30 protein-coding genes and 2 pseudogenes are annotated in these 17,019 nt (G+C 65.7%); 7 read left to right on the top strand and 25 right to left on the bottom strand.

Annotated elements, in window-relative coordinates; genetic code table 11:
- Positions 1-43: 43 nt before the first annotated feature.
- The 3 genes from Uis4E_RS12350 (at position 44) to Uis4E_RS11275 (ending at position 582) form a co-directional block, all read left to right on the top strand.
- Entirely contained in the window at positions 44-166 is a 123-nt protein-coding gene (locus Uis4E_RS12350) for a hypothetical protein (protein ID WP_279324959.1), read from the top strand.
- A 63-nt stretch (positions 167-229) separates the two neighbouring features.
- A complete protein-coding gene (locus Uis4E_RS12020) occupies positions 230-376 on the top strand; it encodes a hypothetical protein (RefSeq protein ID WP_165784980.1) in 147 nt (48 codons plus the stop codon).
- The gene (locus Uis4E_RS11275; protein ID WP_101623248.1) at positions 373-582 is read left to right on the top strand and encodes a hypothetical protein; all 210 of its coding nucleotides are present in this window, start codon (positions 373-375) and stop codon (positions 580-582) included. The genes Uis4E_RS12020 and Uis4E_RS11275 overlap by 4 nt, the downstream gene beginning before the upstream one ends.
- Before the next feature lie 152 nt (positions 583-734).
- Here the strand turns inward: Uis4E_RS11275 and Uis4E_RS11270 are convergent, their stop codons facing one another.
- The 20 genes from Uis4E_RS11270 to Uis4E_RS11185 all read right to left on the bottom strand — a co-directional run bounded on the left by Uis4E_RS11270 (position 735) and on the right by Uis4E_RS11185 (position 10,109).
- Complete coding sequence (locus Uis4E_RS11270) at positions 735-1,475, bottom strand: hypothetical protein (protein WP_101623247.1); 741 nt, start codon at positions 1,473-1,475, stop codon at positions 735-737.
- A gap of 159 nt (positions 1,476-1,634) precedes the next feature.
- Complete coding sequence (locus tag Uis4E_RS11265; RefSeq protein ID WP_101623246.1) at positions 1,635-1,814, bottom strand: helix-turn-helix domain-containing protein; 180 nt, start codon at positions 1,812-1,814, stop codon at positions 1,635-1,637.
- Entirely contained in the window at positions 1,811-1,975 is a 165-nt protein-coding gene (locus tag Uis4E_RS12015) for a hypothetical protein (RefSeq protein ID WP_165784979.1), read from the bottom strand. The genes Uis4E_RS11265 and Uis4E_RS12015 overlap by 4 nt, the downstream gene beginning before the upstream one ends.
- Positions 1,972-2,367: a DUF7694 domain-containing protein gene (locus Uis4E_RS11260; RefSeq protein ID WP_101623245.1), complete on the bottom strand. Its 396-nt coding sequence runs from the start codon at positions 2,365-2,367 to the stop codon at positions 1,972-1,974. The genes Uis4E_RS12015 and Uis4E_RS11260 overlap by 4 nt, the downstream gene beginning before the upstream one ends.
- On the bottom strand, positions 2,364-2,630 hold the full coding sequence (locus Uis4E_RS11255) for a hypothetical protein (protein WP_101623244.1): 267 nt from the start codon (positions 2,628-2,630) through the stop codon (positions 2,364-2,366). The genes Uis4E_RS11260 and Uis4E_RS11255 overlap by 4 nt, the downstream gene beginning before the upstream one ends.
- Before the next feature lie 466 nt (positions 2,631-3,096).
- Positions 3,097-3,255, bottom strand: a complete 159-nt coding sequence (locus tag Uis4E_RS12010; protein WP_165784978.1) for a hypothetical protein — start codon at positions 3,253-3,255, stop codon at positions 3,097-3,099.
- Positions 3,252-3,911, bottom strand: coding sequence for a 3'-5' exonuclease family protein (locus Uis4E_RS11245; RefSeq protein WP_207764585.1), 660 nt, complete (start codon positions 3,909-3,911; stop codon positions 3,252-3,254). The genes Uis4E_RS12010 and Uis4E_RS11245 overlap by 4 nt, the downstream gene beginning before the upstream one ends.
- Complete coding sequence (locus Uis4E_RS11240) at positions 3,908-4,177, bottom strand: hypothetical protein (protein WP_101623242.1); 270 nt, start codon at positions 4,175-4,177, stop codon at positions 3,908-3,910. The genes Uis4E_RS11245 and Uis4E_RS11240 overlap by 4 nt, the downstream gene beginning before the upstream one ends.
- Before the next feature lie 3 nt (positions 4,178-4,180).
- Positions 4,181-4,591 carry an HNH endonuclease gene (locus tag Uis4E_RS11235; protein WP_101623241.1) on the bottom strand — a complete coding sequence of 137 codons (411 nt, stop codon included), beginning with the start codon at positions 4,589-4,591 and terminating at the stop codon, positions 4,181-4,183.
- The gene (locus Uis4E_RS11230) at positions 4,588-5,640 is read right to left on the bottom strand and encodes a hypothetical protein (protein ID WP_101623240.1); all 1,053 of its coding nucleotides are present in this window, start codon (positions 5,638-5,640) and stop codon (positions 4,588-4,590) included. The genes Uis4E_RS11235 and Uis4E_RS11230 overlap by 4 nt, the downstream gene beginning before the upstream one ends.
- Positions 5,637-7,085 carry a ParB/RepB/Spo0J family partition protein gene (locus Uis4E_RS11225; protein WP_101623239.1) on the bottom strand — a complete coding sequence of 483 codons (1,449 nt, stop codon included), beginning with the start codon at positions 7,083-7,085 and terminating at the stop codon, positions 5,637-5,639. Before Uis4E_RS11225 ends, Uis4E_RS11230 begins: the two co-directional genes overlap by 4 nt.
- Positions 7,086-7,094: 9 nt before the next feature.
- Positions 7,095-7,220: a hypothetical protein gene (locus Uis4E_RS12345; protein ID WP_279324958.1), complete on the bottom strand. Its 126-nt coding sequence runs from the start codon at positions 7,218-7,220 to the stop codon at positions 7,095-7,097.
- A 16-nt stretch (positions 7,221-7,236) separates the two neighbouring features.
- On the bottom strand, positions 7,237-7,800 hold the full coding sequence (locus Uis4E_RS11220) for a single-stranded DNA-binding protein (protein WP_101623238.1): 564 nt from the start codon (positions 7,798-7,800) through the stop codon (positions 7,237-7,239).
- Positions 7,800-8,294 (bottom strand): hypothetical protein, encoded by a 495-nt coding sequence (locus tag Uis4E_RS11215; RefSeq protein WP_101623237.1) that lies wholly within the window; start codon positions 8,292-8,294, stop codon positions 7,800-7,802. Before Uis4E_RS11215 ends, Uis4E_RS11220 begins: the two co-directional genes overlap by 1 nt.
- Positions 8,295-8,591: 297 nt before the next feature.
- Entirely contained in the window at positions 8,592-8,864 is a 273-nt protein-coding gene (locus Uis4E_RS11210; RefSeq protein ID WP_101623236.1) for a hypothetical protein, read from the bottom strand.
- A gap of 11 nt (positions 8,865-8,875) precedes the next feature.
- Positions 8,876-9,106: a hypothetical protein gene (locus Uis4E_RS11205; protein ID WP_101623235.1), complete on the bottom strand. Its 231-nt coding sequence runs from the start codon at positions 9,104-9,106 to the stop codon at positions 8,876-8,878.
- Positions 9,106-9,318 (bottom strand): hypothetical protein, encoded by a 213-nt coding sequence (locus Uis4E_RS11200; RefSeq protein WP_101623234.1) that lies wholly within the window; start codon positions 9,316-9,318, stop codon positions 9,106-9,108. The genes Uis4E_RS11205 and Uis4E_RS11200 overlap by 1 nt, the downstream gene beginning before the upstream one ends.
- The gene (locus Uis4E_RS11195; protein WP_101623233.1) at positions 9,318-9,572 is read right to left on the bottom strand and encodes a hypothetical protein; all 255 of its coding nucleotides are present in this window, start codon (positions 9,570-9,572) and stop codon (positions 9,318-9,320) included. Before Uis4E_RS11195 ends, Uis4E_RS11200 begins: the two co-directional genes overlap by 1 nt.
- Positions 9,572-9,829, bottom strand: a complete 258-nt coding sequence (locus Uis4E_RS11190; RefSeq protein ID WP_101623232.1) for a hypothetical protein — start codon at positions 9,827-9,829, stop codon at positions 9,572-9,574. Before Uis4E_RS11190 ends, Uis4E_RS11195 begins: the two co-directional genes overlap by 1 nt.
- A gap of 85 nt (positions 9,830-9,914) precedes the next feature.
- Positions 9,915-10,109, bottom strand: a complete 195-nt coding sequence (locus Uis4E_RS11185) for a hypothetical protein (protein ID WP_101623231.1) — start codon at positions 10,107-10,109, stop codon at positions 9,915-9,917.
- A 173-nt stretch (positions 10,110-10,282) separates the two neighbouring features.
- Here Uis4E_RS11185 and Uis4E_RS11180 point away from each other — a divergent pair, with 173 nt between their 5' ends.
- Genes Uis4E_RS11180 through Uis4E_RS11170 form a run of 3 tightly spaced genes read left to right on the top strand, consistent with a single transcriptional unit; the run spans position 10,283 to position 11,698 of the window.
- Positions 10,283-10,708: a hypothetical protein gene (locus tag Uis4E_RS11180; RefSeq protein ID WP_101623230.1), complete on the top strand. Its 426-nt coding sequence runs from the start codon at positions 10,283-10,285 to the stop codon at positions 10,706-10,708.
- The gene (locus Uis4E_RS11175; protein WP_243394562.1) at positions 10,695-11,096 is read left to right on the top strand and encodes an ImmA/IrrE family metallo-endopeptidase; all 402 of its coding nucleotides are present in this window, start codon (positions 10,695-10,697) and stop codon (positions 11,094-11,096) included. Before Uis4E_RS11180 ends, Uis4E_RS11175 begins: the two co-directional genes overlap by 14 nt.
- 23 nt (positions 11,097-11,119) lie before the next feature.
- Positions 11,120-11,698, top strand: a complete 579-nt coding sequence (locus Uis4E_RS11170) for a hypothetical protein (protein ID WP_133125468.1) — start codon at positions 11,120-11,122, stop codon at positions 11,696-11,698.
- A gap of 60 nt (positions 11,699-11,758) precedes the next feature.
- On the opposite strand, the gene Uis4E_RS11165 is transcribed toward Uis4E_RS11170, so the two are convergent.
- Positions 11,759-12,319, bottom strand: coding sequence for a GNAT family N-acetyltransferase (locus Uis4E_RS11165; RefSeq protein WP_243394561.1), 561 nt, complete (start codon positions 12,317-12,319; stop codon positions 11,759-11,761).
- Positions 12,294-12,482, bottom strand: a complete 189-nt coding sequence (locus Uis4E_RS11160) for a hypothetical protein (protein WP_101623228.1) — start codon at positions 12,480-12,482, stop codon at positions 12,294-12,296. Before Uis4E_RS11160 ends, Uis4E_RS11165 begins: the two co-directional genes overlap by 26 nt.
- A gap of 114 nt (positions 12,483-12,596) precedes the next feature.
- Between Uis4E_RS11160 and Uis4E_RS11155 the strand changes: the two genes are divergently transcribed.
- Positions 12,597-13,748: a tyrosine-type recombinase/integrase gene (locus Uis4E_RS11155; RefSeq protein ID WP_101623227.1), complete on the top strand. Its 1,152-nt coding sequence runs from the start codon at positions 12,597-12,599 to the stop codon at positions 13,746-13,748.
- Positions 13,749-14,014: 266 nt separating this feature from the next.
- On the opposite strand, the pseudogene Uis4E_RS11150 reads toward Uis4E_RS11155, so the two are convergent.
- The 3 genes and pseudogenes from Uis4E_RS11150 to Uis4E_RS11135 all read right to left on the bottom strand — a co-directional run.
- A pseudogene (locus tag Uis4E_RS11150) lies at positions 14,015-14,206 on the bottom strand (type II toxin-antitoxin system HicB family antitoxin); the annotation flags it as partial.
- A gap of 315 nt (positions 14,207-14,521) precedes the next feature.
- On the bottom strand, positions 14,522-14,755 hold the full coding sequence (locus Uis4E_RS11145) for a hypothetical protein (RefSeq protein ID WP_133125467.1): 234 nt from the start codon (positions 14,753-14,755) through the stop codon (positions 14,522-14,524).
- A gap of 649 nt (positions 14,756-15,404) precedes the next feature.
- Positions 15,405-17,019 (bottom strand): annotated as a pseudogene (locus tag Uis4E_RS11135) (hypothetical protein); the annotation flags it as partial.

The following is a 17,019-nucleotide window of genomic DNA, read 5'->3' as shown; positions in this document are numbered from 1 at the left end:
AAGGAAGACCGGCGACCACAACCCAAGAGCGAAAGGAGGCACGATGGACATTCTGGAGAACATCGACACGGTGCTCAGCATCATCGCCAACGTGATAGCCATCGTCACCGCCGTGACGGTCATCGTCCACAGCCGGGACGAACCGCCCAAGCACGGCAGGAAGTAGCAAGGGTTCCGGCTATCCCAACTAGCCGGAACCCTCTTCTCCAGAATACACATCGCAAACACCATGAGCACAAGAAGACTCATCGCCATCGCCGGACTCGCGTTCGGCATCGCCGGACTCGCCTACGGCATCGCCGGCAAGACGCTGCCCGCAGGCCTGTTCGCCCTCGCCGCCGGCATCATGTGCGTCGCGGCCGGGTGGTCGAAATGACCGTCCACTACCTCAGCCTCACCGAGGTCGCCGAAAAACTCGGCATCACCAAAGGCGCCCTCGCGCAATACAAGCTGCCAGAAGCCGACGTGACCGTCGGCAGGGCACGGGGCTGGAGCGAGACCACGATAGACGAGTGGAACGCCGCCCGCCCCGGACGAGGAGTCGGCGGCGGCCGACCACGCAAGAACAAGACCAGAGACTAGATAGAACCAGCACGGCGCTCGCCGACGGAACGAAAACATCGTCGGCGAGCGCCGTGATTGTGTATGCGGGAAAGTCTGTCGTGCGTCATCCCCGATGCCTTGGCATCGGTAATGACCACTGTAGTTAATGATTGCGGGACAGTGCCGGTTTGTCAAGTCCGTCTGCGTCGTGCGCGTTCGTATCCGGCGAGGCGCGTGTGCGCGGCCCACGTGTCCCAGATGAGGTAGACGGGCCTGCCGGCGTCCTGCGCGACGGGGTGGATGATGCCGCGTTGCCCCCATTTCTTGATGGTGTCCGCCTTGATGTCGATGCCCCACGGTTTGAGCAGCCGGGACAGTTGGGCGGGCGTGCCCTTGACGCCGCGCGCGTGCAACCGCTGCATGGCCAGCGTGTGCAGGTCCTTGATGCGCCACGCCCTGCCGCACCGGGGGCAGGGCACGTACCCACCCGCGATCTCCCGCTCGTCGCAGCGCAGCTCGCGCACGCATTGCGGGCACCAGCCGACCATGCGCGTCCCCTCCGGCGGATACAGCAACAGACGCGCCCGCTCCACGAGATCATGCGCCTCGCCGGCGAGCGCGGCCAGAACCTCCGCGTCGAGCATGTCCAGGTGCGCGCGGTTGGCGAGAACGCCTGCGAGCAGGTCGCGGCCGTCCATGTCGCGCGTGGGGTGCAGGTGGAGCAGACGGACGAGGAGGCGTGCGAATGATGCACTGTCGTCGACCACCTGCCACGCGCCGAGGTTAAGGGGCATGGGCGCGCTGCTCATGCATGCGGGTCCGCCGTCCGCGCGCTCGCCGATGTGGATGGTTTTGGTGGCGAGCTGGTCGAGGGGGCGCCAGAGGTCGCGCAGGCTGGTCAGGTCATGGGTGAGCTGGGTGGGTGTGGTCAAGGCGAAACCCTCCGTCGTTGGGACAGGTGTACGATTGGTGCTTGTCTAGGGCATGCCCTCCGCTCCCGTCCGGGGGTGGAGGGTTTCGCTTTGTCTTGGGAAAAATGCCTTTTAATGCACGCGAATGCAGGTTTTCCGGGGTTTATGCACGCGACTACGTCAATCGAAGAGCGGCGGCTCTTGGAAGTCGGGCCGTTTCGACGGCGTGGGGCCGGGCGTGACGCGTCTGATGATGTCGCGCACCTGCATGACGGGCAATTGGAGCTGGCGGGCGATCTCCGACGGCGTCATCCCGTCCCGATGATGCTTGAGAATCCTCTTGACGGTCAGCCGATTCATTCCACATCCTCCTTTCCGAGCAGGCGGGCGGCGAGCGCCTTGAGGTCTTCCGTGTCGGGTTCGTCGGTCTCGTTGCGGCGCGGGGTGATGGTCAGGTCGAACGCGTCGAGCGCGTAGGCGAGCGCGGTCTTGACGAGTTCGGTGAAGTTGTCGGTGCTCATTGTTGTCCTTTCTTGTCGTGCCAGGCGTATGGGGGGCGTTGGTCGAGGATCCACAGGTGGCGGATGTTGGCGACGTCGACGAGATCGGTTTTCGGCGGGTAGATTTCGACGGCCCACGCGTCGCCGATGGTCTCCTGTTTGACGCGTTGGAGCTCGTCCCATGTGATCCCGTCCTTCCACCGGCCGTTGAGGTCGATGCCGACGCGGTTCACGCTCAGCCGCAGGTACCCGTTGCGGTCGCGGTAGAGCTGGGCGAAGTAGTCGCGTGACCGCCATACCTTGAGCGGCGGGCCGGAACGCGACGCGGCGCGCATGAACCGCTTGTTCTCCTCGGTCACGGGCTGCGGCTTCATGTGCCGGGATAGGACCGGCTGGAGAGTGAGACCGCTCATTCCTCGGCCTCCTTGCCCTTGCCGGCGGGTGCGGTGATCTCGATGATGTGCCAGGTCAGGTGGGTGAGATGGTCGACGAGCATCCCCAGCCAGACGGCAAGACACAGGCCGCTCACGACGGCGAGCGCCCAGGAATGGATCGCGAGCGCGAATCCCGTCCAGAATCCACCCCAGACGATCCACGCGACATCCATCCACGCGCGGCGCAGGTCGGGCCGCTCGCCGCGCATGTAGCGGACATGATTGACGCTTGGTGTGCTCATGATGATTGCTCCTTGCTCTTGTGGATCCTGAGGATGTGCCGGCACGTGCAGCACAATCCCTGCTCGTCGACGCGGCGCGTACGACGCTCGCAACGCGCGCATTGGGGCCACTTGGTCTTCGCACGGGACCGGCAGCGGCCGCACAACCCGTCCTCCCGCTTGACGCACCGGCTACCGCACCGCGAACACGTGGCCGCCACAGTCACCTGCCCGCGCCGCCGGCAGCGCCGACACAAGCCGGTCGCGTTCATGGGACACGACCGGCCGCAGCCCGCGCACTCCATCCGCTCCACACGCGCCGGCATGACCGGCTCCCGACGCCACACGGCCACCTCCGGCTGCTCCACGCACCACGCGACCTCCTGCTCGGTCAGCACATTGGCCGACGGAGACGCGTCGCCCATACCCTTGCCCGCCGACAGCGAATAGACGCCCGCCCCGACCGCATGCGCCGAATTCGGCCGTCTCATCCCCGCCTCCTGCGCGTATAACCATGACGGCGCTCGCCGATGATGTCGTGCAGGATGGCGGCGAGCATGATGGTGGCTCCGATGGCGAGCGCGATGGCGGTGCCGGTGAGGATGCGCATGCCGGTGAGGACGATGGTGATCGTCGGGGTGCTCATGCCTGTGCCTCGCTGTCGGTGTCGGCCTGGTCGGTGTGGCTGGCGGGGGTGATGAGTGTCTGCGCGTGCCGCCAGAAGGCGATGTCGCGGTCGAGGCAGTCGTCGACCCTGTGGCGGGCCGTGTGGTCCTGGTCGAGGTGGTGGCCTTGGGTGGCGAGGAGGGCGCGCACGGTGGTCATGTCCACCGCCCGGTAGTGGAGGAAGCCGATGAGGCTGGTGGCGCCGGCGATGGACACGCGGCTGCAGAATGAGGCGAGGCGGGGCAGGTCGAAGCGTTGGATGTTGGTGCCGGCCGGGTGGAGGCGGTACGTGGCGGCGAGGTCGCGGGTGAAGTCGATGACGTCGCTGGCGAGGTCGTCGGGGTCGAGGCCGCCGAGCAGGCAGTCGTCGATCAGGCCGTTGGCGTAGTGCATGCCGATCGCGCCGGGCTCGAAGATGATGCCCTCGTCCGGCTTGAGGTGGCGGACGCCTGTGAGGCGGGCGGTCTCCTGCGTGCCGTCCATGCTGGTGCATCGCAGCCCGATCTCGAGGAGGTCCGCGGTCGGCTTGATGCCGGTGGTCTCCACGTCGAGCCACAGGAGCATGTCGGGTTTGCGTGTGGGGATGGGTTGACCGCCGACGGTGATCGTGTGGGCGGCGGTGTTGGTGGTGGTCATTTGGTGTCCTTTCGGGGTTTGAGGGCTCGGACGATGGCGGCCGCGATGAGGTTCTTCTCGCGGCTGTTGAAGCCTTGGGGGATGATGATGGTGCGCCCGTCGATGGGGTCGAGCGGGTCGATGAGCAGGCTGACCGTGGTGGGGCCGTCGCCGGTCGGCGCGAAGTCGACCTGGTCGAGGGTGCCGGGCAGGACGCGCACGAGATCGTGCACGGGCAGCGTGGGCGTCCTGTCCGGCGGGTCGTGGTCGAAGCGGTTGTCGCTCATGGCTTAGCCCTCCTTGGGGTCGGGGATTCTTCGTGGCTGTCGGTCGGGCGGCGGGCAGGGCGTGGCCTGGCCGTCGGTGTCGAGCAGCTGCCAGCCGTGCCGGCTCGTGTACACGGGCGCTTCGTGCGGCGGGCGTGGATCCGTGGCCGGGATGAGGTAGCCGAGCGCCTTGGCGCGCTCGATGTGGCTGTGGACCCATCCGTGGCATCCGGTCGTGCCCGTGCCGCACAGGCTGACGAGGTTGCTCGCCTCGTGGAGCTCCGCGCATCCCGCGCCCTGGGAGCGGAGCAGCCGGTGGTGGATGCTCACGCCGGGCCATTGGCCGGGTCTGAGGTACGTCTCGCATAATTGGCATCGGTGCTCGTCGCGTCCGAGCACGAGGGCGCGGGTCTCGCTGCTGGGCTGGCGGCTCATCGTGTGCTCCTCGCGTTGAGCTCGTCGACGATGCGCTGGGCGGTGTCGGCGGCGCTTTCGCCGCTTTTGACGCTGGCCCAGAACTCGCGTTCCCGGCTGTCGGTGAACGTGCCGTCGGGCACTTGGCTGGTGATGTTCTCGGCGATCCAGTCGCGGCTGATGCCGCCCCACTCGTAGCTGCTGGGCTTGTCGGGCTGCCATCGCCGCCATTGGCCCTCCTGGAGCCATTCGGCGAGCGTGGGCACGTCGCGGCGCAGCACGTCGCCCGCGTCCACGGCCCGCCCGTAGCGGACGACGGCCCCGTACAGGGTCGCCGCGTCGGCGTCCTTGAGCGCTTCGGCCAGGGCGGGCGCGATGTCGCTCTTGCGGCCGGTCTTGCCGGGCCATGCGCCGCGCAGGGCCAGGAGCGTGTGCCCGGTGACGAGCCGGTCGGCCTGCTCCGGGCTCGACGCCGGCGCGGGTCCGACGTCCGGTTCGGCCGGTTCGCCGTCCGGGGGGCTTTGGGGGGTTATCGGCTCGGTTAGGGTGGTAGGTATCCGGTTGCTTGAATTTTGCTTCGCCGTGTTGCTTGAAGCATTTGCTTGAGCAATTGCTTGCGTGTTGCTTGAAGCAATTGCTTGCGCGTTTGCTTCGCCCGTGTTGCTTGAAGCGTTTGCCTCGCCCGCCTGCTTGGCGCGTTTGCCGGCCGTCGCGCGCCCGCCCTTGCGGCCCGCGGCGGCGCGTTTCGCGCTCAGCTCCTTGCCTCCCGCGAACTTCCCGAACGGCGGGGCCTCCACGATCCGGTAGCGTCCCGCGCCGTCCGCGCACCACATGCCCGCCTCCGTGAGCTCGCCGGCGAGCGCCGCGAGCCGTTTCTGGGTGGGTGGTTTCTTGGTGAGGCGTGTGACGATGTCCACGCGTTTGAGGGTGAACCATGGGTCGAAGCCTTCGTCGTAGACGTGTTTGCCGATGTAGGAGCACATGAGCGTGTGCACGCCCAATGCTTCGGGGGTGACGGTTTCGATGGGTTGGCTGTCGTAGAGGGCGTCGTCGAGCATCCACCAGGTCATCGCGCTTCCTCCTTGGTTTCGGTGAATCCGCCCGCGAGCGCGGTGTTTTCCTCGTCGGATGCTTCGTATCCGAGTTCGGCGAGCGCGTTGTAGTAGACGCTTGCGGTTTTGAGGCTCATGGTCCAGCCTTTGCCGCGCCAGGTGTCCTTGTCGAGGCGTGCTTCCTGGCGGGAGAGGAGGATGAGGGTGAGTTGGCGGAGTTCCTGGCCGGCTTGGTGGGCGCGTCGGCGTAGCTCCGCTACGTTCGCGGGGCTGTCGAGGTGGTAGAGGTTGTGTTTCACGTCCTTCTTCTCGTCGGGCAGGGGAGTAGCGATGCGCTGGTAGGTGTCGAGCATCTTGTCCCGGAGATTGGCGTCGAGGCCTGTGGGGAGGGTGCCGTCGACGCCGAGGGTTTCGAGGCGGGCGAGCGTGGCGATCGCGTCGCGCATCTGGTGGGCCGCCCATTGGGCGGAGTGCGTGCGGATCCATGTCTCGCGCGTCTCACGGCTCAGCTTGTCGAATTGGGTGACGGGGGCGAGCCGGCGCTGTTCGGCCTCGCGCGCCTGTCTGGCGGCCTCCGCCGCCTTCTTGTCCCGTTCACGGTCGGCCGGGTCCTCGGGCAGGGTGACGGCCATGCCGGCGAGCGCGTGGCCGCCGCCCTTGCACACGCTGATCGTGCAATCGGGGGTGTGGTATTCGGCGTCGAGTTCGTCGTACCAGGTTTCGGCGCTCGTGTCGCCGGCGGCGTTGATGGTCTTGGTGCGGTTGTACGGCAGGTTCCACAGGCTGTCGACGGTCGTGTAACCGAGGTGGCGGTCGGCGGCGAATGCGAGGCAGGCGTCCACCCATGCCTGTTCCTTGCGGTGGCGGCGAGCGGCGGCGAGCGCGTAGTCGAAGCCGGTGGTGCCGGCTTTCTCGGCGAGCGCGGCTTGGGTGTCGGGGTCGTCGGCGAATTCGGCGATCGCGTCCAGGTCGGTCAGGGAGAGTTGGGCGAAGCGCTCGTTGTGGTCGCGCACCGATTGGGGGATGCCGGCGACCTTGAGGCGGCCGCGCACGAAGCTGGTGCTGCGGCCGGTGGCTTCGGCCATGTCCGCGACGGTGGCGCCCAGGTCCAAGAGGCCTTGGTAGCCGTCGGCCTCCTCCAAGGGGGTGAGGTCCGAGCGTTGGCAGTTTTCGACGAGCATGATCTCGCGCTGCTGGCGGGCGGTCAGGTCGCGCACGAGACACGGTGCCATGGTCATGCCGGCCTGGCGGAGGGCGGCGAGGCGGCGGTGGCCGATGACGACCCGGTAGAGGGGCGTGCCGTGTTCGCCGGTGCCGTGCGGGGTGACGAGCAGCGGCTGCTGCAGGCCCTGCGAGCGGATGGAATCGGCGAGCTCGGTCACGTCGCCCACCCGGCGGCGTGGATTGTCCGGATGCGGCTGGAGCTGGGCGAGGGGGATGTGGACGATGATGGGGTCGGTCACTTGGTCGGGTCACTCTCCTTGCAGAAGATTCGCTGGGATGCGGGGTTGGATGGTCGGATGATGCGGGCGGCGCCTCCTGCGCGACTTCTGCCGCTGATGCTCCAATTGCTGGCGGCCGTGCTTGCGTTTCGCCATGATTCGTGTCCTTTCCTCAGAATTCCGGGTCGTCGGTGGGGGCGGGATCCGCTTTGCCCCATGGGTCCGCGTCGTCGTGCGGGTCATGGGGAGGCGCGGCCGGCTCCTGCGGGGGCGCGCCATACGTGGCGCCGCCCGTGTACCCGCCCTGGTATCCGCCTTGCGGGTGGCGGTTGGGGTCGCCGAAGGTGCTGCCGCCGCTCATGCCGTTGCCGGACTGCCGGCGGGTCACCTGGGCGGTCGCGTAGCGCAGGCTGGGCCCGATCTCGTCGACCGTCATCTCCATGACGGTGCGGTGCGTGCCGTCCTGCGCCTCGTAGGAACGCTGCTGGAGACGACCCTGCGCGATCACGCGCATGCCCTTCCTGAGGGACTGTGCGCAATGGTCGGCGAGGTCACGCCACGCGCTGCAGCGGATGAACAGGGCCTGTCCGTCCTCCCATTGGCCGGACTGGCGGTTGAAGACGCGCGGCGTGGACGCGATGGTGAAGCCCGCCACGATCGCGCCCGTGCCGGTGGTGCGCAGTTCGGGGTCGGCGGTGAGGTTGCCGATGATGGTCAGGGTGGTTTCGCCGGCCATCATCGGCTCCTCTGGTCGAGCGTGGCGGCGAGACGGCCGGCCTCGTCACGCGCACGGCACGCCTGGCCGAACGCCTCCCAGTCGCAGGAGGCGAGCATGCGCACGGCGAGATTGCTCAATGCGGCGTAGGCCTCGCCCGTGAGCGCCTGCCACCGGTCCGGCACCGCCGGCGCGTCCTCGGCGTCGCGCACCTGCCGCTGGAAGGAGGCGAGGGTCTCCGCGTCGCCCGCCTCCGGGGCGGTGTCGGCCGGGGTGGCGTCCTGGATGACGGTGCCCATGGGCGAGTCCGTCACGGTCTCCTGGTGAAGGCTTTCGGCCGCGATCCGGTACGCCTTGTCGACGCTGACGGTCGGCTGGTCGTCGAGCACGGTCTCGGCCAGGCCGGAGAGCATCGGATCGTCCGCCTGCTTGCGCTTCCACCGTCGCGCCCGGCCGAGCTCCGTCTTGCTGAGCTCGTTGGCGGGCGATTGGCACAGCTCCTGCGCTGTCGTCATAATTGGTCTCCTATCTGCTAGAGGGTGGTTTGCGGCCGCGCTGGACGGGTCACGGACGCCAAGGAGTCGGCGTCTTCCCGGCCCATCGCTCCCCGCGCACGCGGGCTTCATGCGCGTCCTGTCAGGGTGTGGCGCGTGCCGGGCTGGCGTTGACGCGGCCGCAGTGGACGCCCGCGGAATCGAACCGCGTCCCGGCCGTTGCCCCGCGGGATTGTCCGCGTGATCTTGGCTGGGGGCTAACCTGCTGCGCCCTGGGTGCCCGCCGGGAAAGGAAAGAAAAAGCCGGCGGGCAGGTATTCATTCGCCGTCGCTCGTGTCGAGAAGGACGACGAGCAGCCACGCGAGGGGGATGAGACAGGCGAGCAGCGTGGCGCCGGTGATCGCCCACTGCGGGGTGCCCGTGCCCAGCGGGGAGGGCAGCCGGTCATGGGTCACGGCGAAGCTGAGCATCCAGCCTTCGAGCAGGGTGAGGGCGAGCAGCACGCCGCCCTTCATCGAGGCGGTGAAGTGCTGGGGGAGGTTGTGCCAGCGGCGATTGCGCCGCAGACGGTTCTTGAGCGTGGTGGTCATCGGTGTCTCCTTCATGCTGCGATGGTCTGGGATTGCAGGCCGTTCTCCATGGCCCACCTCACGACTTCCTTGACGGGGTATCGGACCGGCCTGGTGTCGTTGCGGCAGCCGGGGATCTTCGCGCCCAGCTTCACGAACCTCGGACCCTTGCCGCGCGTGCGCATGACCGCGAGCGCGGCCGGGCTCGGCCTGCCCCCGAGGTATTCGCTCACCTGCGCGGCCGTCCAGTATTCGACGCTCATCACGCCACCCCCTTGTCGATAAGTTCGATGAGGTCGAGTAGGACCTCCTGCTCATGCCTGGTGTTGAGATGCATGACCGCTCCGGTCACGGACCGCATGGATGACGGCCCGGCCCCGTTCATCTCGCACCACAGGGCCACCAGCGCCGAATCCGCCTTCTTGAGATAGGCGAGCGCACGCCGCGCAAGGAAACGGATGACCAGAAGCCTCATCACGCCACCCCCTTGGCCGGGGTCTGTGCGGACGGGGCGGCGAGCATGGCGGCGAGCGCCGGCACGACGTCGGGGCTGAGTTCCTTGCGTGGGCCGTGGCCGTCCCTGCCGATGCGGATGGTCACGTGGCCGTCCGTGTGACGGGTCACGGCCAGACGCTCGTCGTCGGGCTCATAGAAGGCGACCAGGCTCGCGAAGCCGCCGGCGCTATGCGACTCGACGTGCGCTTCCGTGCTCACGTTCTCTCCGCACATCACTTCACCCCCTTGCCCGCGAGCGCGGACGACGGCTTCAGCACGAACTCGTCTTCGAGCAGCTCACACGGCCGATAGCCCGTCACAGCGCAAAAATCCTGCAAGTCGGTGAGCGTGAGCGGAATGTCTCCGTTGATGCGTCTTTTGGCTGCCTCGTAGCTCTGGCCTGCACGAGTCGCATAGTCCTTGACCGAGAGATGCAGGGACGTCAGCGACGACTTCATGCGGTCGGCGACAATCTGGTTGAGTTCCGGCATTATGACCTTCCAAGTGTTGAGAATCCGATGGGTTGCGATAGGACGCGATAGAGAGGGGCGGCGGCGCTCGCCGCCCGTGGCCGGGTCAGGCGAGGACGCCGGCCGGGACGACCGGGACCGGCAGGCCGGTCAGCGTCCGCCAGTGGGCGGCGAGCCTCCGGCGGGCCTCCTGCGTCTCGCGCATCGCCTTCCGCAGGTCCCGGTCCCAGTCGCCGGTGCTCATCCCGTCCGGCCTCGCCGTCTCCGTCCAGGTCCCTGCCTTGGTCTCCGTCCTGTCCATCTCCGTCCGTCCTTTCCGTGTCCGTTTGACGATTCTCATTATGCGCTCAATTGAGCGCATGTCAAGTCAAGATAACGCACGGCGTGTTGTCAATTGAACGCAATATGTAGTCATTTGGTCGCGTGGCACATAAATTGAGCGCGTCTAGACGCAATGCCGCATATGATGAAGCCATGGGTAGCAAGAAAATCGAAGTAAGTCGCCTCGGCATCATCGCCAGCACAAACATCCGAGCACAGCTCGGCATCCGCCGCATGTCCAACCGCGAGCTCGCGAGACAGATGGGACGCAGCGAAAGCTACGTCAGGGCCCGCGTCAACAACGAAAAGGAATGGACCCTCAACGACCTCGGAATCATCAGCAACATATGGGGCATCTCACCCAGCCAACTCGTGGTCCCCATGGTGGATTCCTCCGATACCCCGGCCGCGCTCGCCGACACTCGTCGTACCGAGCTTGAGGAGACGGCGCGGCGTGAGAGCGATCTGGCCGCGGCCACGCTCAAGGCGCTGGAGGATGACCCGATGCAGCTGGCGGCCAACGAGGATCCGGACAAGATGCGGTACGTGGAGTCCGGTGATCCCGATGCCGCCGCTTGATTACAGCCACATGCTGTACGGGCCGCTGCGGATGGCCCTGTATTCGCTCGTGCCGGAGCTCACCATTCTCAGCGCTCCCAAGCTCCCCGGCAATCGGATGGGCGTGTACGATGACGTGCGCAAGACCATCCTCATCGACCGACGACTCACCTACACGCAGAAGAGATGCGCGCTTGTCCACGAGCTCGTACACTGGTCTCACGGTGATAACCGGTGCGGGCTCAACGAGCGTCGCACCCGGTTGGAAACCGCGCGCCTCCTCGTGGACGAAGAGGCGTACAAGAAAGCCGAAGCCATGTACGACACCGACATCTGGCAGATCGCAGGCGACCTGAACATCACCATCCAGGTCATCCGCGACTGGCAGGAATGGCGTCGCGCACGGTAAGGCCCAGAGAGAAGAGAAAGCACATGACCACACCCCAACAGACGCCGCAGTATGGACAGATGCTGCCGCAGGCACCCGAGACCACGCCGCAGAACGAACCAACCGCCACCGCCCCTAAGTCCAAATCCCTCCCCATATGGGCCGCGGCCATCGCAGCCGCCGTCGGCCTGATCGTCGGCGCCGCAGTCGGATATCCCCTGGGAAGGTCGGCCGAGGCGAAAGCACAATGGCAGGCGACGCAGACCACCTATCAGAAGCAGCTCGACGAATACAACGGGCTGCTCTCCAAACTCAGGAAGACATCCAAGGCATGCCAGCCGACCGACGCATATTCCCGATACGCCGACTCGCTCGACTACAGCGACGGGACACTTACCCTCACCACAGGGAAATACTCGGCAGGTACAACCCTCGAGTGTGTCGAAGAGAAGATGGACATGCCCTCGACACTGACCAGCCAGATCGGCATGACCAACGCCTTCAACGGCGTACAGAACGCCGACTTCGACGGGTACACCGTCACATGGAGCTTCAACGGCAACAGCGGCCTGAACTTCACCGTCACCCCCAGCGAAGAGAAGCCCCAGAACCCCAACAAATAGCGGATACAACAGCCCTGGCGGCTCATTGGCGAGCGCCGGGGTGGGGGAGGAGCTTGGATGTCAGAAGTATGCCAACGTGCTTGCCAGGTAGGGGCCGTGTTCCTGCGGGGTGAATTCCAGGGCGAGGATGTGGTATTCCGTGTCGTCCGGATCCGGGCCTTCGTCAGTGAAGCCGAATCTGGAGAACAGTTGCATGCTGGGCTTGTTGCGCGGGTCGACTTGGGCCAATACGAGCGGGGTGCGGTTGAAGCGCCATGCGTCGTCGCTGATGTGCATCAGGACCGCGGAGAGCATCAGGTCGCCGAGGTGGGTTCCGCGTGTTTTCAGTGCGGTGGCGATGTAGGCGATCTGATAGACGCCCTCGTGTTCGGGTGTCGTCTCTACTGCCACCCCGTATTCACTGAATCCCACCACGTCGTCCTGAGACCGGTCCGCGCCGGACACGACGAGGAGGGTGCGGGCGATGTCGGACGGTTGCCTGCGCACGTTGAGGCCACGGATATAGCGTTGCGGATCCATGGCCCATTCCGGGCCTCCCGGTTCGCAGCAGACGAAGCGTCTCAGCGCGAACTGGTGGTCACTGGAGCATTCGCGCTCAATGACGAGCTGCAACGCCGTCATGCGAATCGGCTTCCTTCGCCTTGGCCGCGGCCCGGCGGTCCATGTAATGCAGGGCGGCGCGGTGCAGCTTCATCCACTTCGCATCCACCGCGTTGCGGGGTTTTCCGTCGGCGGGCGGCGTGTACACCGGGATGGGCTTCACGCCGGCGTCGGTCATGGTCATGGCCGCCTCCTTTCAAACAGGGTAAAGCGAGTAACTTACACGAAGTTCCGCATTTGTGCAAATCGCCTGTATCTACGATTCTCTTGAAACGCTGGACAGAAAGGGTGTGACGGCATGGCGAACATCGCCAAATACGAGACGTCCAAGGGCGAGCGCCGGTGGATGGTGCGCTACCGCAAGCCGGATGGTTCGCAGACGAAGCGTCGGGGCTTCAAACGCAAGCTGGACGCGGAGCGTTGGGCGGCGGAGCATGTGACGGTCGCGAAGGCCGAGGGCCGCTACGTCGACCCGACCGCCGGCAGGGCCACGGTCGGGTCGTTGTGGCCGGCGTGGGTCGCCGCGAAGAAGACGCGCTGCAAGGCCAGCTACATCGATTCGCTGGAGCGTGAGTGGCGGCACAGGGTCGAACCGCGGTGGGGGAGCCGTGAGCTCGCGTCCATCACGCGCGGCGAGGTGCAGGAGTGGGTGAGTCTGCTTTCCGCCGGCGATGGCGATGGAGCGCCGCCGGTGAGCGCGACCGTCGTGCTCCGGGCCGAGGGCATCCTGAGCGCATTATGCCGGCAGGCCGTGCGCGACAGGCTCATCCCGGCGAATCCGTGCGACGATCTCGAGCTGCCGCGGAAGCGGCGCAAGGAGCACCGGTACCTGACCGCGCCGGAGCTCGTGCGCCTGGCCGACGAGGCGGGGTGGCGTCGCGTCATCGTGCTCACGCTCGGCCTGACCGGAATCCGATGGGGCGAGCTCGTCGGCCTGACCGTCGGCGACGTCGACCTCGAGCATCGTCGCCTGTGGGTGCGGCGCTCCGCCACCGAGGTCAAGGGTGAGCTCGTGGTGGATACGCCGAAGTCCGACCAATGGCGGAAGGTCGTCTATCCCGCGCTGCTCGACGACGATCTGCGCGCCCTGTGCGAGGGGCGGGCGGATGACGCGATCCTGTTCGAGGCGCGGGAAGGCGGGTACCTGCGGCGCACGCACGGGCCGAACTCCACGGCCTCATGGTTCTACTGGGCGCGCAAGAGGGCCGGCATCACGGGCGAGATGACCGTGCACGACCTGCGGCACACGGCCGCCTCCCTCATGGTGGCGAGCGGCGCGAACGTCAAGGCGGTGCAACGTCAGCTCGGGCATGCGAGCGCGTCGATGACCCTGGATGTGTACGCGGATCTCTTCGACGACGACCTCGACGCCGTGGGCGACGCGATGAACGCGCTGCTCTTGCAGAATGTGCCCAAAATGTGCCCAAACGGGGTGGCGAGCGCCGCGTAATCCAAGCGGCAGAAGGGTTTTCTGGTGTGAGGCCGTGGGGTTCGATTCCCCGCGACTCCACCACACGAAAGCGCCGCTCCGAAAGGGGCGGCGCTTTTTCGTTGCGATATTAACGGTTTCCTTTGATTCTCCGAGTGCTCCGCAATGGGGGAGAGCAAGCCAAAATCACTCCCGGAACCTGCCTTTGAGTTGTGCCATATGTGGGGAATGGTGTGGTATCGAGACCTTTCCGACTTTGCAGAGATCGCCGTACAGTAGGCTCAGGAGTCCTGCAGGGCGCTGACGCTGGTGACGTCGCCGACTCCGAAGCCGAGCATGTCGGCGGCGTCGCGCACCATGGCCTCGACTTGGTCGAGGCTGCGAACCTGGGTGAATAGGCCGGGAATTTCGGGGACTTCGACGGCCCACCAGCCGTTCGCGCGTCGGCAGATGGCGGTGGTGTTGACGGGTTCGCTCATTTCATGTTCCTTCGGAAGCAACGTAGGGTGCCTTTGGTGATGATTCCGTTGATCTTCCCGTGTCAAGGGACGGTGGTCTGGGCGTTGCCGGCAGTGACTTTGCTGCGATTGCCGCTCTTGGTCCAGGCGTTTTCGAGGTCGTTGTCCTTGGTGGGCTTGTGGGTTCGCTTTGCGAGCTTTCCCACTCCACATGTGTAGTTCATAGCTATGCACTTTTCAAGTCAAGTGATATTGACTAAACCACGTTCGTGCGTCATCTATCTATGTCTAGGGAGGCCATCCATCGGCCTCATCAACTCAGGGTCAAGTAAAGAATTAAGTAAAGAAAAAGTGTTTCGAATCCGAGTCTTTGGCCAATTCATACACCTCATCTGGGAACTTCGCATACAGTTCCGGATGCGAGTAAGCGATGTCCAATGCGTCCGCGATGGCCGATTCGGGCTCACCGGCTGTAAGCGCGTCCTGCGCGCAGCTCTCGATATCCGTGTCGAGCGTACTGACGATGGACAGGCATCGTTCGGCGAGCTTCATCATTTCCTCCGTCGTCATGATGGCCTCGTCCTCCATCGTTTGGCGTTGCCGGACTTGATATTGATTTTACCGGCATCGGCATTTCTGGTCACGCCTTCACGAATGAACACGATCGGAAGAAATCGGCCGCCATGACTGATGCGGGTGTGCAGCCATCCTAGTGTCCATGCCGCCCGACGACGGATACCGCATCCGGTCGAAGACATTCGACCCGTCCATCGCCGGCAGTCCCTATCTCCATTCCCCGATTATGCTCGGTGAGGAAGAGCCACGAGAATCTTGGCATGATCGTCTCCCCTCCGGTTCTGACAGGGATTGATAACCTTGAATCGGACAAGGACATTGTGTTGGGACTAATGGAGGGAATGAACGAATGAAGCCGTTCAGCGAGTTACGTGAGGCAGCCTCACGGGCCGCGCAGGCCGAAGGCCTTAGCTTGGGGGAACCCGCCGGTGTACATGACGGCGAGCTCATTTTCTACGCCGTCCCGCCTGACTACGAGCCTGGCATGGTATTGGGGCTGCCCCAAGGATTCTTCGTAGACATGGAGACCGGCAGGGCCCGATACTGCACGACGGACGAAAGCGAAATGCTCTGCGACCGTGGATTCCTATACGGGTTGGGTCCCGTCCCCGAATAATCCAAACACCGATTCATCGGTCCGACGTCATCCTCGGATGAAGGCGAGTTCCTCGCGCAAGGCGGGACGGTTCGGATACCGGCGGATGATGAGATCGGCGACGAGTCGCGCCGAATCGGTGTCGAACACGTCGGCGTAGCGGCGCAGCTGCTTCGCGATCTGCCGGTAGACGGCACGGGTGGCGCTCAGCCGCGCCATGCCCGGCCGTGATGCGCCTGCCTTCGGCGCGCGTCCCGCGCCCGACGGCCGGGACAGGTCGGCGGCATCGGCATGGAGCAGCCGCATGACATCGTCCTCGGACAGCGCGCCTTGCGGCATCGCCTCGAGAATCGTCTCGCGCGCCTTGTCCGGGTGCCCGATCGCCATCGTCTTCAGCAACGGCAGCGGGGGATAGACGATGGTCACGCAGTAGGTGAGCGCGTCGTCGGTCAGACGTTCGTCCACGATGAGCTTCTCATATGCGGGATTGCGCCAGCTGCTGCGTCTGACGGCTCTGTACCCGTCGTCGACCGTCGTCATCTCGGGCCGCGACGTGATGCGTTCGGCGATGTCGCGGGCGCAACGGCGGGCGAGACGCCGGGCCTCGTCATGCCATCGCGCGTCATCGGCATCGTCCACGTCGCCGGGACGTTCCGTGGATAGCAGCCGGCGCAGACGGTTCACGTATGCGGCGTCCCTCTTGTCGTTGCCCCTGATGATGTAGTCGCGGTACAGGTCGGCGAGCCGCGCCGAGTCTCCCATACCTTCCGCGCAGCATTCCAGCAGCGTGCGCCATCCATGTGGCAGCAGCTCCGGCAGCAGCCCGTTGTGCATGATGTGCGCGTCGGCTTGGGCGCGATCCGTCACCGTGGCGAGGAACGCTTCGACCGTCTCGCGCGCCTCCCGGAACCGGCGGGCGTTGAACAGCGTGACGACTCGCATCAGCGTGAGCGGAGCCATGTCGGGATGCTCGCGCCAAAGCGCGGCACATCCCTCGTCGTCTCCGGCGAGACGACGTACATCGTAGGCGACCATGAGCATGTAGCGGCGCAGCACGCGGCGCGAGGCGACTAGCGCCTCATGCGGCAGATCGGTGTCATGGTGTTCGCCGAACCGTTCGAGCGCGGTATCGACGACGTCGTACGCCCACATCGTCTTGTCGCCGTGACGGGCGAACGCGGTGGCGGATGCCAGCAGCATGGCCGCGTTGACGGGGTCGTAGAACTGGAGTTCGGGCTCGTATGCGGCCTTCGTGATTTCGCCCAGCGCGATGCTCGCCGTCGCCGAGTCGGCGTATCGGGCGACGTTCTCCATGTAACAGCGGATTTCGCTGGACAGCAGGTCGTTCTCGTTGCATAGCTCGTGCCGCTCATCCTCGACGGAGTTCGTGAACGCGGCCAGTGCCGAGGCGCTGATGGCCAGATTCAGACAGGCGTGTTCCCAATCCGTGGAATGGAGCGCGTTGTCGACGACCGTGTGGAAACCGGCGAGGGCTTCGGCGAGCGTCGGATCATCGGGTCGTGGCGTATCGCCATCCCCGTGGGGAGGATCGAGGGGGGGCATCGAGAGGATCGGGCGGCAACAGCCCGCCGTCCATGTCGTCGAGGGGGATGCCGTCGTCCTGATGATGGACGCCGTGCCGCTGGTGGTAGGCGTCCATGGG

It is taken from the genome of Bifidobacterium parmae (assembly GCF_002860365.1).
In the GTDB taxonomy this organism is placed as follows: Bacteria; Actinomycetota; Actinomycetes; order Actinomycetales; family Bifidobacteriaceae; genus Bifidobacterium; species Bifidobacterium parmae.
The sequence above is the reverse complement of the archived record's forward strand: the minus strand, read 5'-3'. Positions and strand labels throughout refer to the sequence as shown.

Excerpts from the sequence above, each read along its gene's own strand:
- Uis4E_RS11220 (WP_101623238.1), bottom strand. The coding sequence starts at position 7,800 with ATGGCCGGCGAAACCACCCTGACCATCATCGGCAACCTCACCGCCGAC.
- Uis4E_RS11155 (WP_101623227.1), top strand. The coding sequence starts at position 12,597 with ATGGCGAACATCGCCAAATACGAGACGTCCAAGGGCGAGCGCCGGTGG.
- Uis4E_RS11180 (WP_101623230.1), top strand. The coding sequence starts at position 10,283 with ATGGGTAGCAAGAAAATCGAAGTAAGTCGCCTCGGCATCATCGCCAGC.
- Uis4E_RS11265 (WP_101623246.1), bottom strand. The coding sequence starts at position 1,814 with ATGAATCGGCTGACCGTCAAGAGGATTCTCAAGCATCATCGGGACGGG.
- Uis4E_RS11215 (WP_101623237.1), bottom strand. The coding sequence starts at position 8,294 with ATGACGACAGCGCAGGAGCTGTGCCAATCGCCCGCCAACGAGCTCAGC.
- Uis4E_RS11230 (WP_101623240.1), bottom strand. The coding sequence starts at position 5,640 with ATGACCTGGTGGATGCTCGACGACGCCCTCTACGACAGCCAACCCATC.
- Uis4E_RS11200 (WP_101623234.1), bottom strand. The coding sequence starts at position 9,318 with ATGAGGCTTCTGGTCATCCGTTTCCTTGCGCGGCGTGCGCTCGCCTAT.
- Uis4E_RS11255 (WP_101623244.1), bottom strand. The coding sequence starts at position 2,630 with ATGAGCACACCAAGCGTCAATCATGTCCGCTACATGCGCGGCGAGCGG.
- Uis4E_RS11190 (WP_101623232.1), bottom strand. The coding sequence starts at position 9,829 with ATGCCGGAACTCAACCAGATTGTCGCCGACCGCATGAAGTCGTCGCTG.
- Uis4E_RS11195 (WP_101623233.1), bottom strand. The coding sequence starts at position 9,572 with ATGTGCGGAGAGAACGTGAGCACGGAAGCGCACGTCGAGTCGCATAGC.
- Uis4E_RS11170 (WP_133125468.1), top strand. The coding sequence starts at position 11,120 with ATGACCACACCCCAACAGACGCCGCAGTATGGACAGATGCTGCCGCAG.
- Uis4E_RS11145 (WP_133125467.1), bottom strand. The coding sequence starts at position 14,755 with ATGACGACGGAGGAAATGATGAAGCTCGCCGAACGATGCCTGTCCATC.
- Uis4E_RS12015 (WP_165784979.1), bottom strand. The coding sequence starts at position 1,975 with ATGAGCACCGACAACTTCACCGAACTCGTCAAGACCGCGCTCGCCTAC.
- Uis4E_RS11275 (WP_101623248.1), top strand. The coding sequence starts at position 373 with ATGACCGTCCACTACCTCAGCCTCACCGAGGTCGCCGAAAAACTCGGC.
- Uis4E_RS12350 (WP_279324959.1), top strand. The coding sequence starts at position 44 with ATGGACATTCTGGAGAACATCGACACGGTGCTCAGCATCATCGCCAAC.
- Uis4E_RS11175 (WP_243394562.1), top strand. The coding sequence starts at position 10,695 with ATGCCGCCGCTTGATTACAGCCACATGCTGTACGGGCCGCTGCGGATG.
- Uis4E_RS11185 (WP_101623231.1), bottom strand. The coding sequence starts at position 10,109 with ATGGACAGGACGGAGACCAAGGCAGGGACCTGGACGGAGACGGCGAGG.
- Uis4E_RS11160 (WP_101623228.1), bottom strand. The coding sequence starts at position 12,482 with ATGACCATGACCGACGCCGGCGTGAAGCCCATCCCGGTGTACACGCCG.
- Uis4E_RS11210 (WP_101623236.1), bottom strand. The coding sequence starts at position 8,864 with ATGACCACCACGCTCAAGAACCGTCTGCGGCGCAATCGCCGCTGGCAC.
- Uis4E_RS11235 (WP_101623241.1), bottom strand. The coding sequence starts at position 4,591 with ATGAGCCGCCAGCCCAGCAGCGAGACCCGCGCCCTCGTGCTCGGACGC.
- Uis4E_RS11165 (WP_243394561.1), bottom strand. The coding sequence starts at position 12,319 with ATGACGGCGTTGCAGCTCGTCATTGAGCGCGAATGCTCCAGTGACCAC.
- Uis4E_RS11245 (WP_207764585.1), bottom strand. The coding sequence starts at position 3,911 with ATGACCACCACCAACACCGCCGCCCACACGATCACCGTCGGCGGTCAA.
- Uis4E_RS12010 (WP_165784978.1), bottom strand. The coding sequence starts at position 3,255 with ATGAGCACCCCGACGATCACCATCGTCCTCACCGGCATGCGCATCCTC.
- Uis4E_RS11240 (WP_101623242.1), bottom strand. The coding sequence starts at position 4,177 with ATGAGCGACAACCGCTTCGACCACGACCCGCCGGACAGGACGCCCACG.
- Uis4E_RS11205 (WP_101623235.1), bottom strand. The coding sequence starts at position 9,106 with ATGAGCGTCGAATACTGGACGGCCGCGCAGGTGAGCGAATACCTCGGG.
- Uis4E_RS12345 (WP_279324958.1), bottom strand. The coding sequence starts at position 7,220 with ATGGCGAAACGCAAGCACGGCCGCCAGCAATTGGAGCATCAGCGGCAG.
- Uis4E_RS11260 (WP_101623245.1), bottom strand. The coding sequence starts at position 2,367 with ATGAGCGGTCTCACTCTCCAGCCGGTCCTATCCCGGCACATGAAGCCG.
- Uis4E_RS12020 (WP_165784980.1), top strand. The coding sequence starts at position 230 with ATGAGCACAAGAAGACTCATCGCCATCGCCGGACTCGCGTTCGGCATC.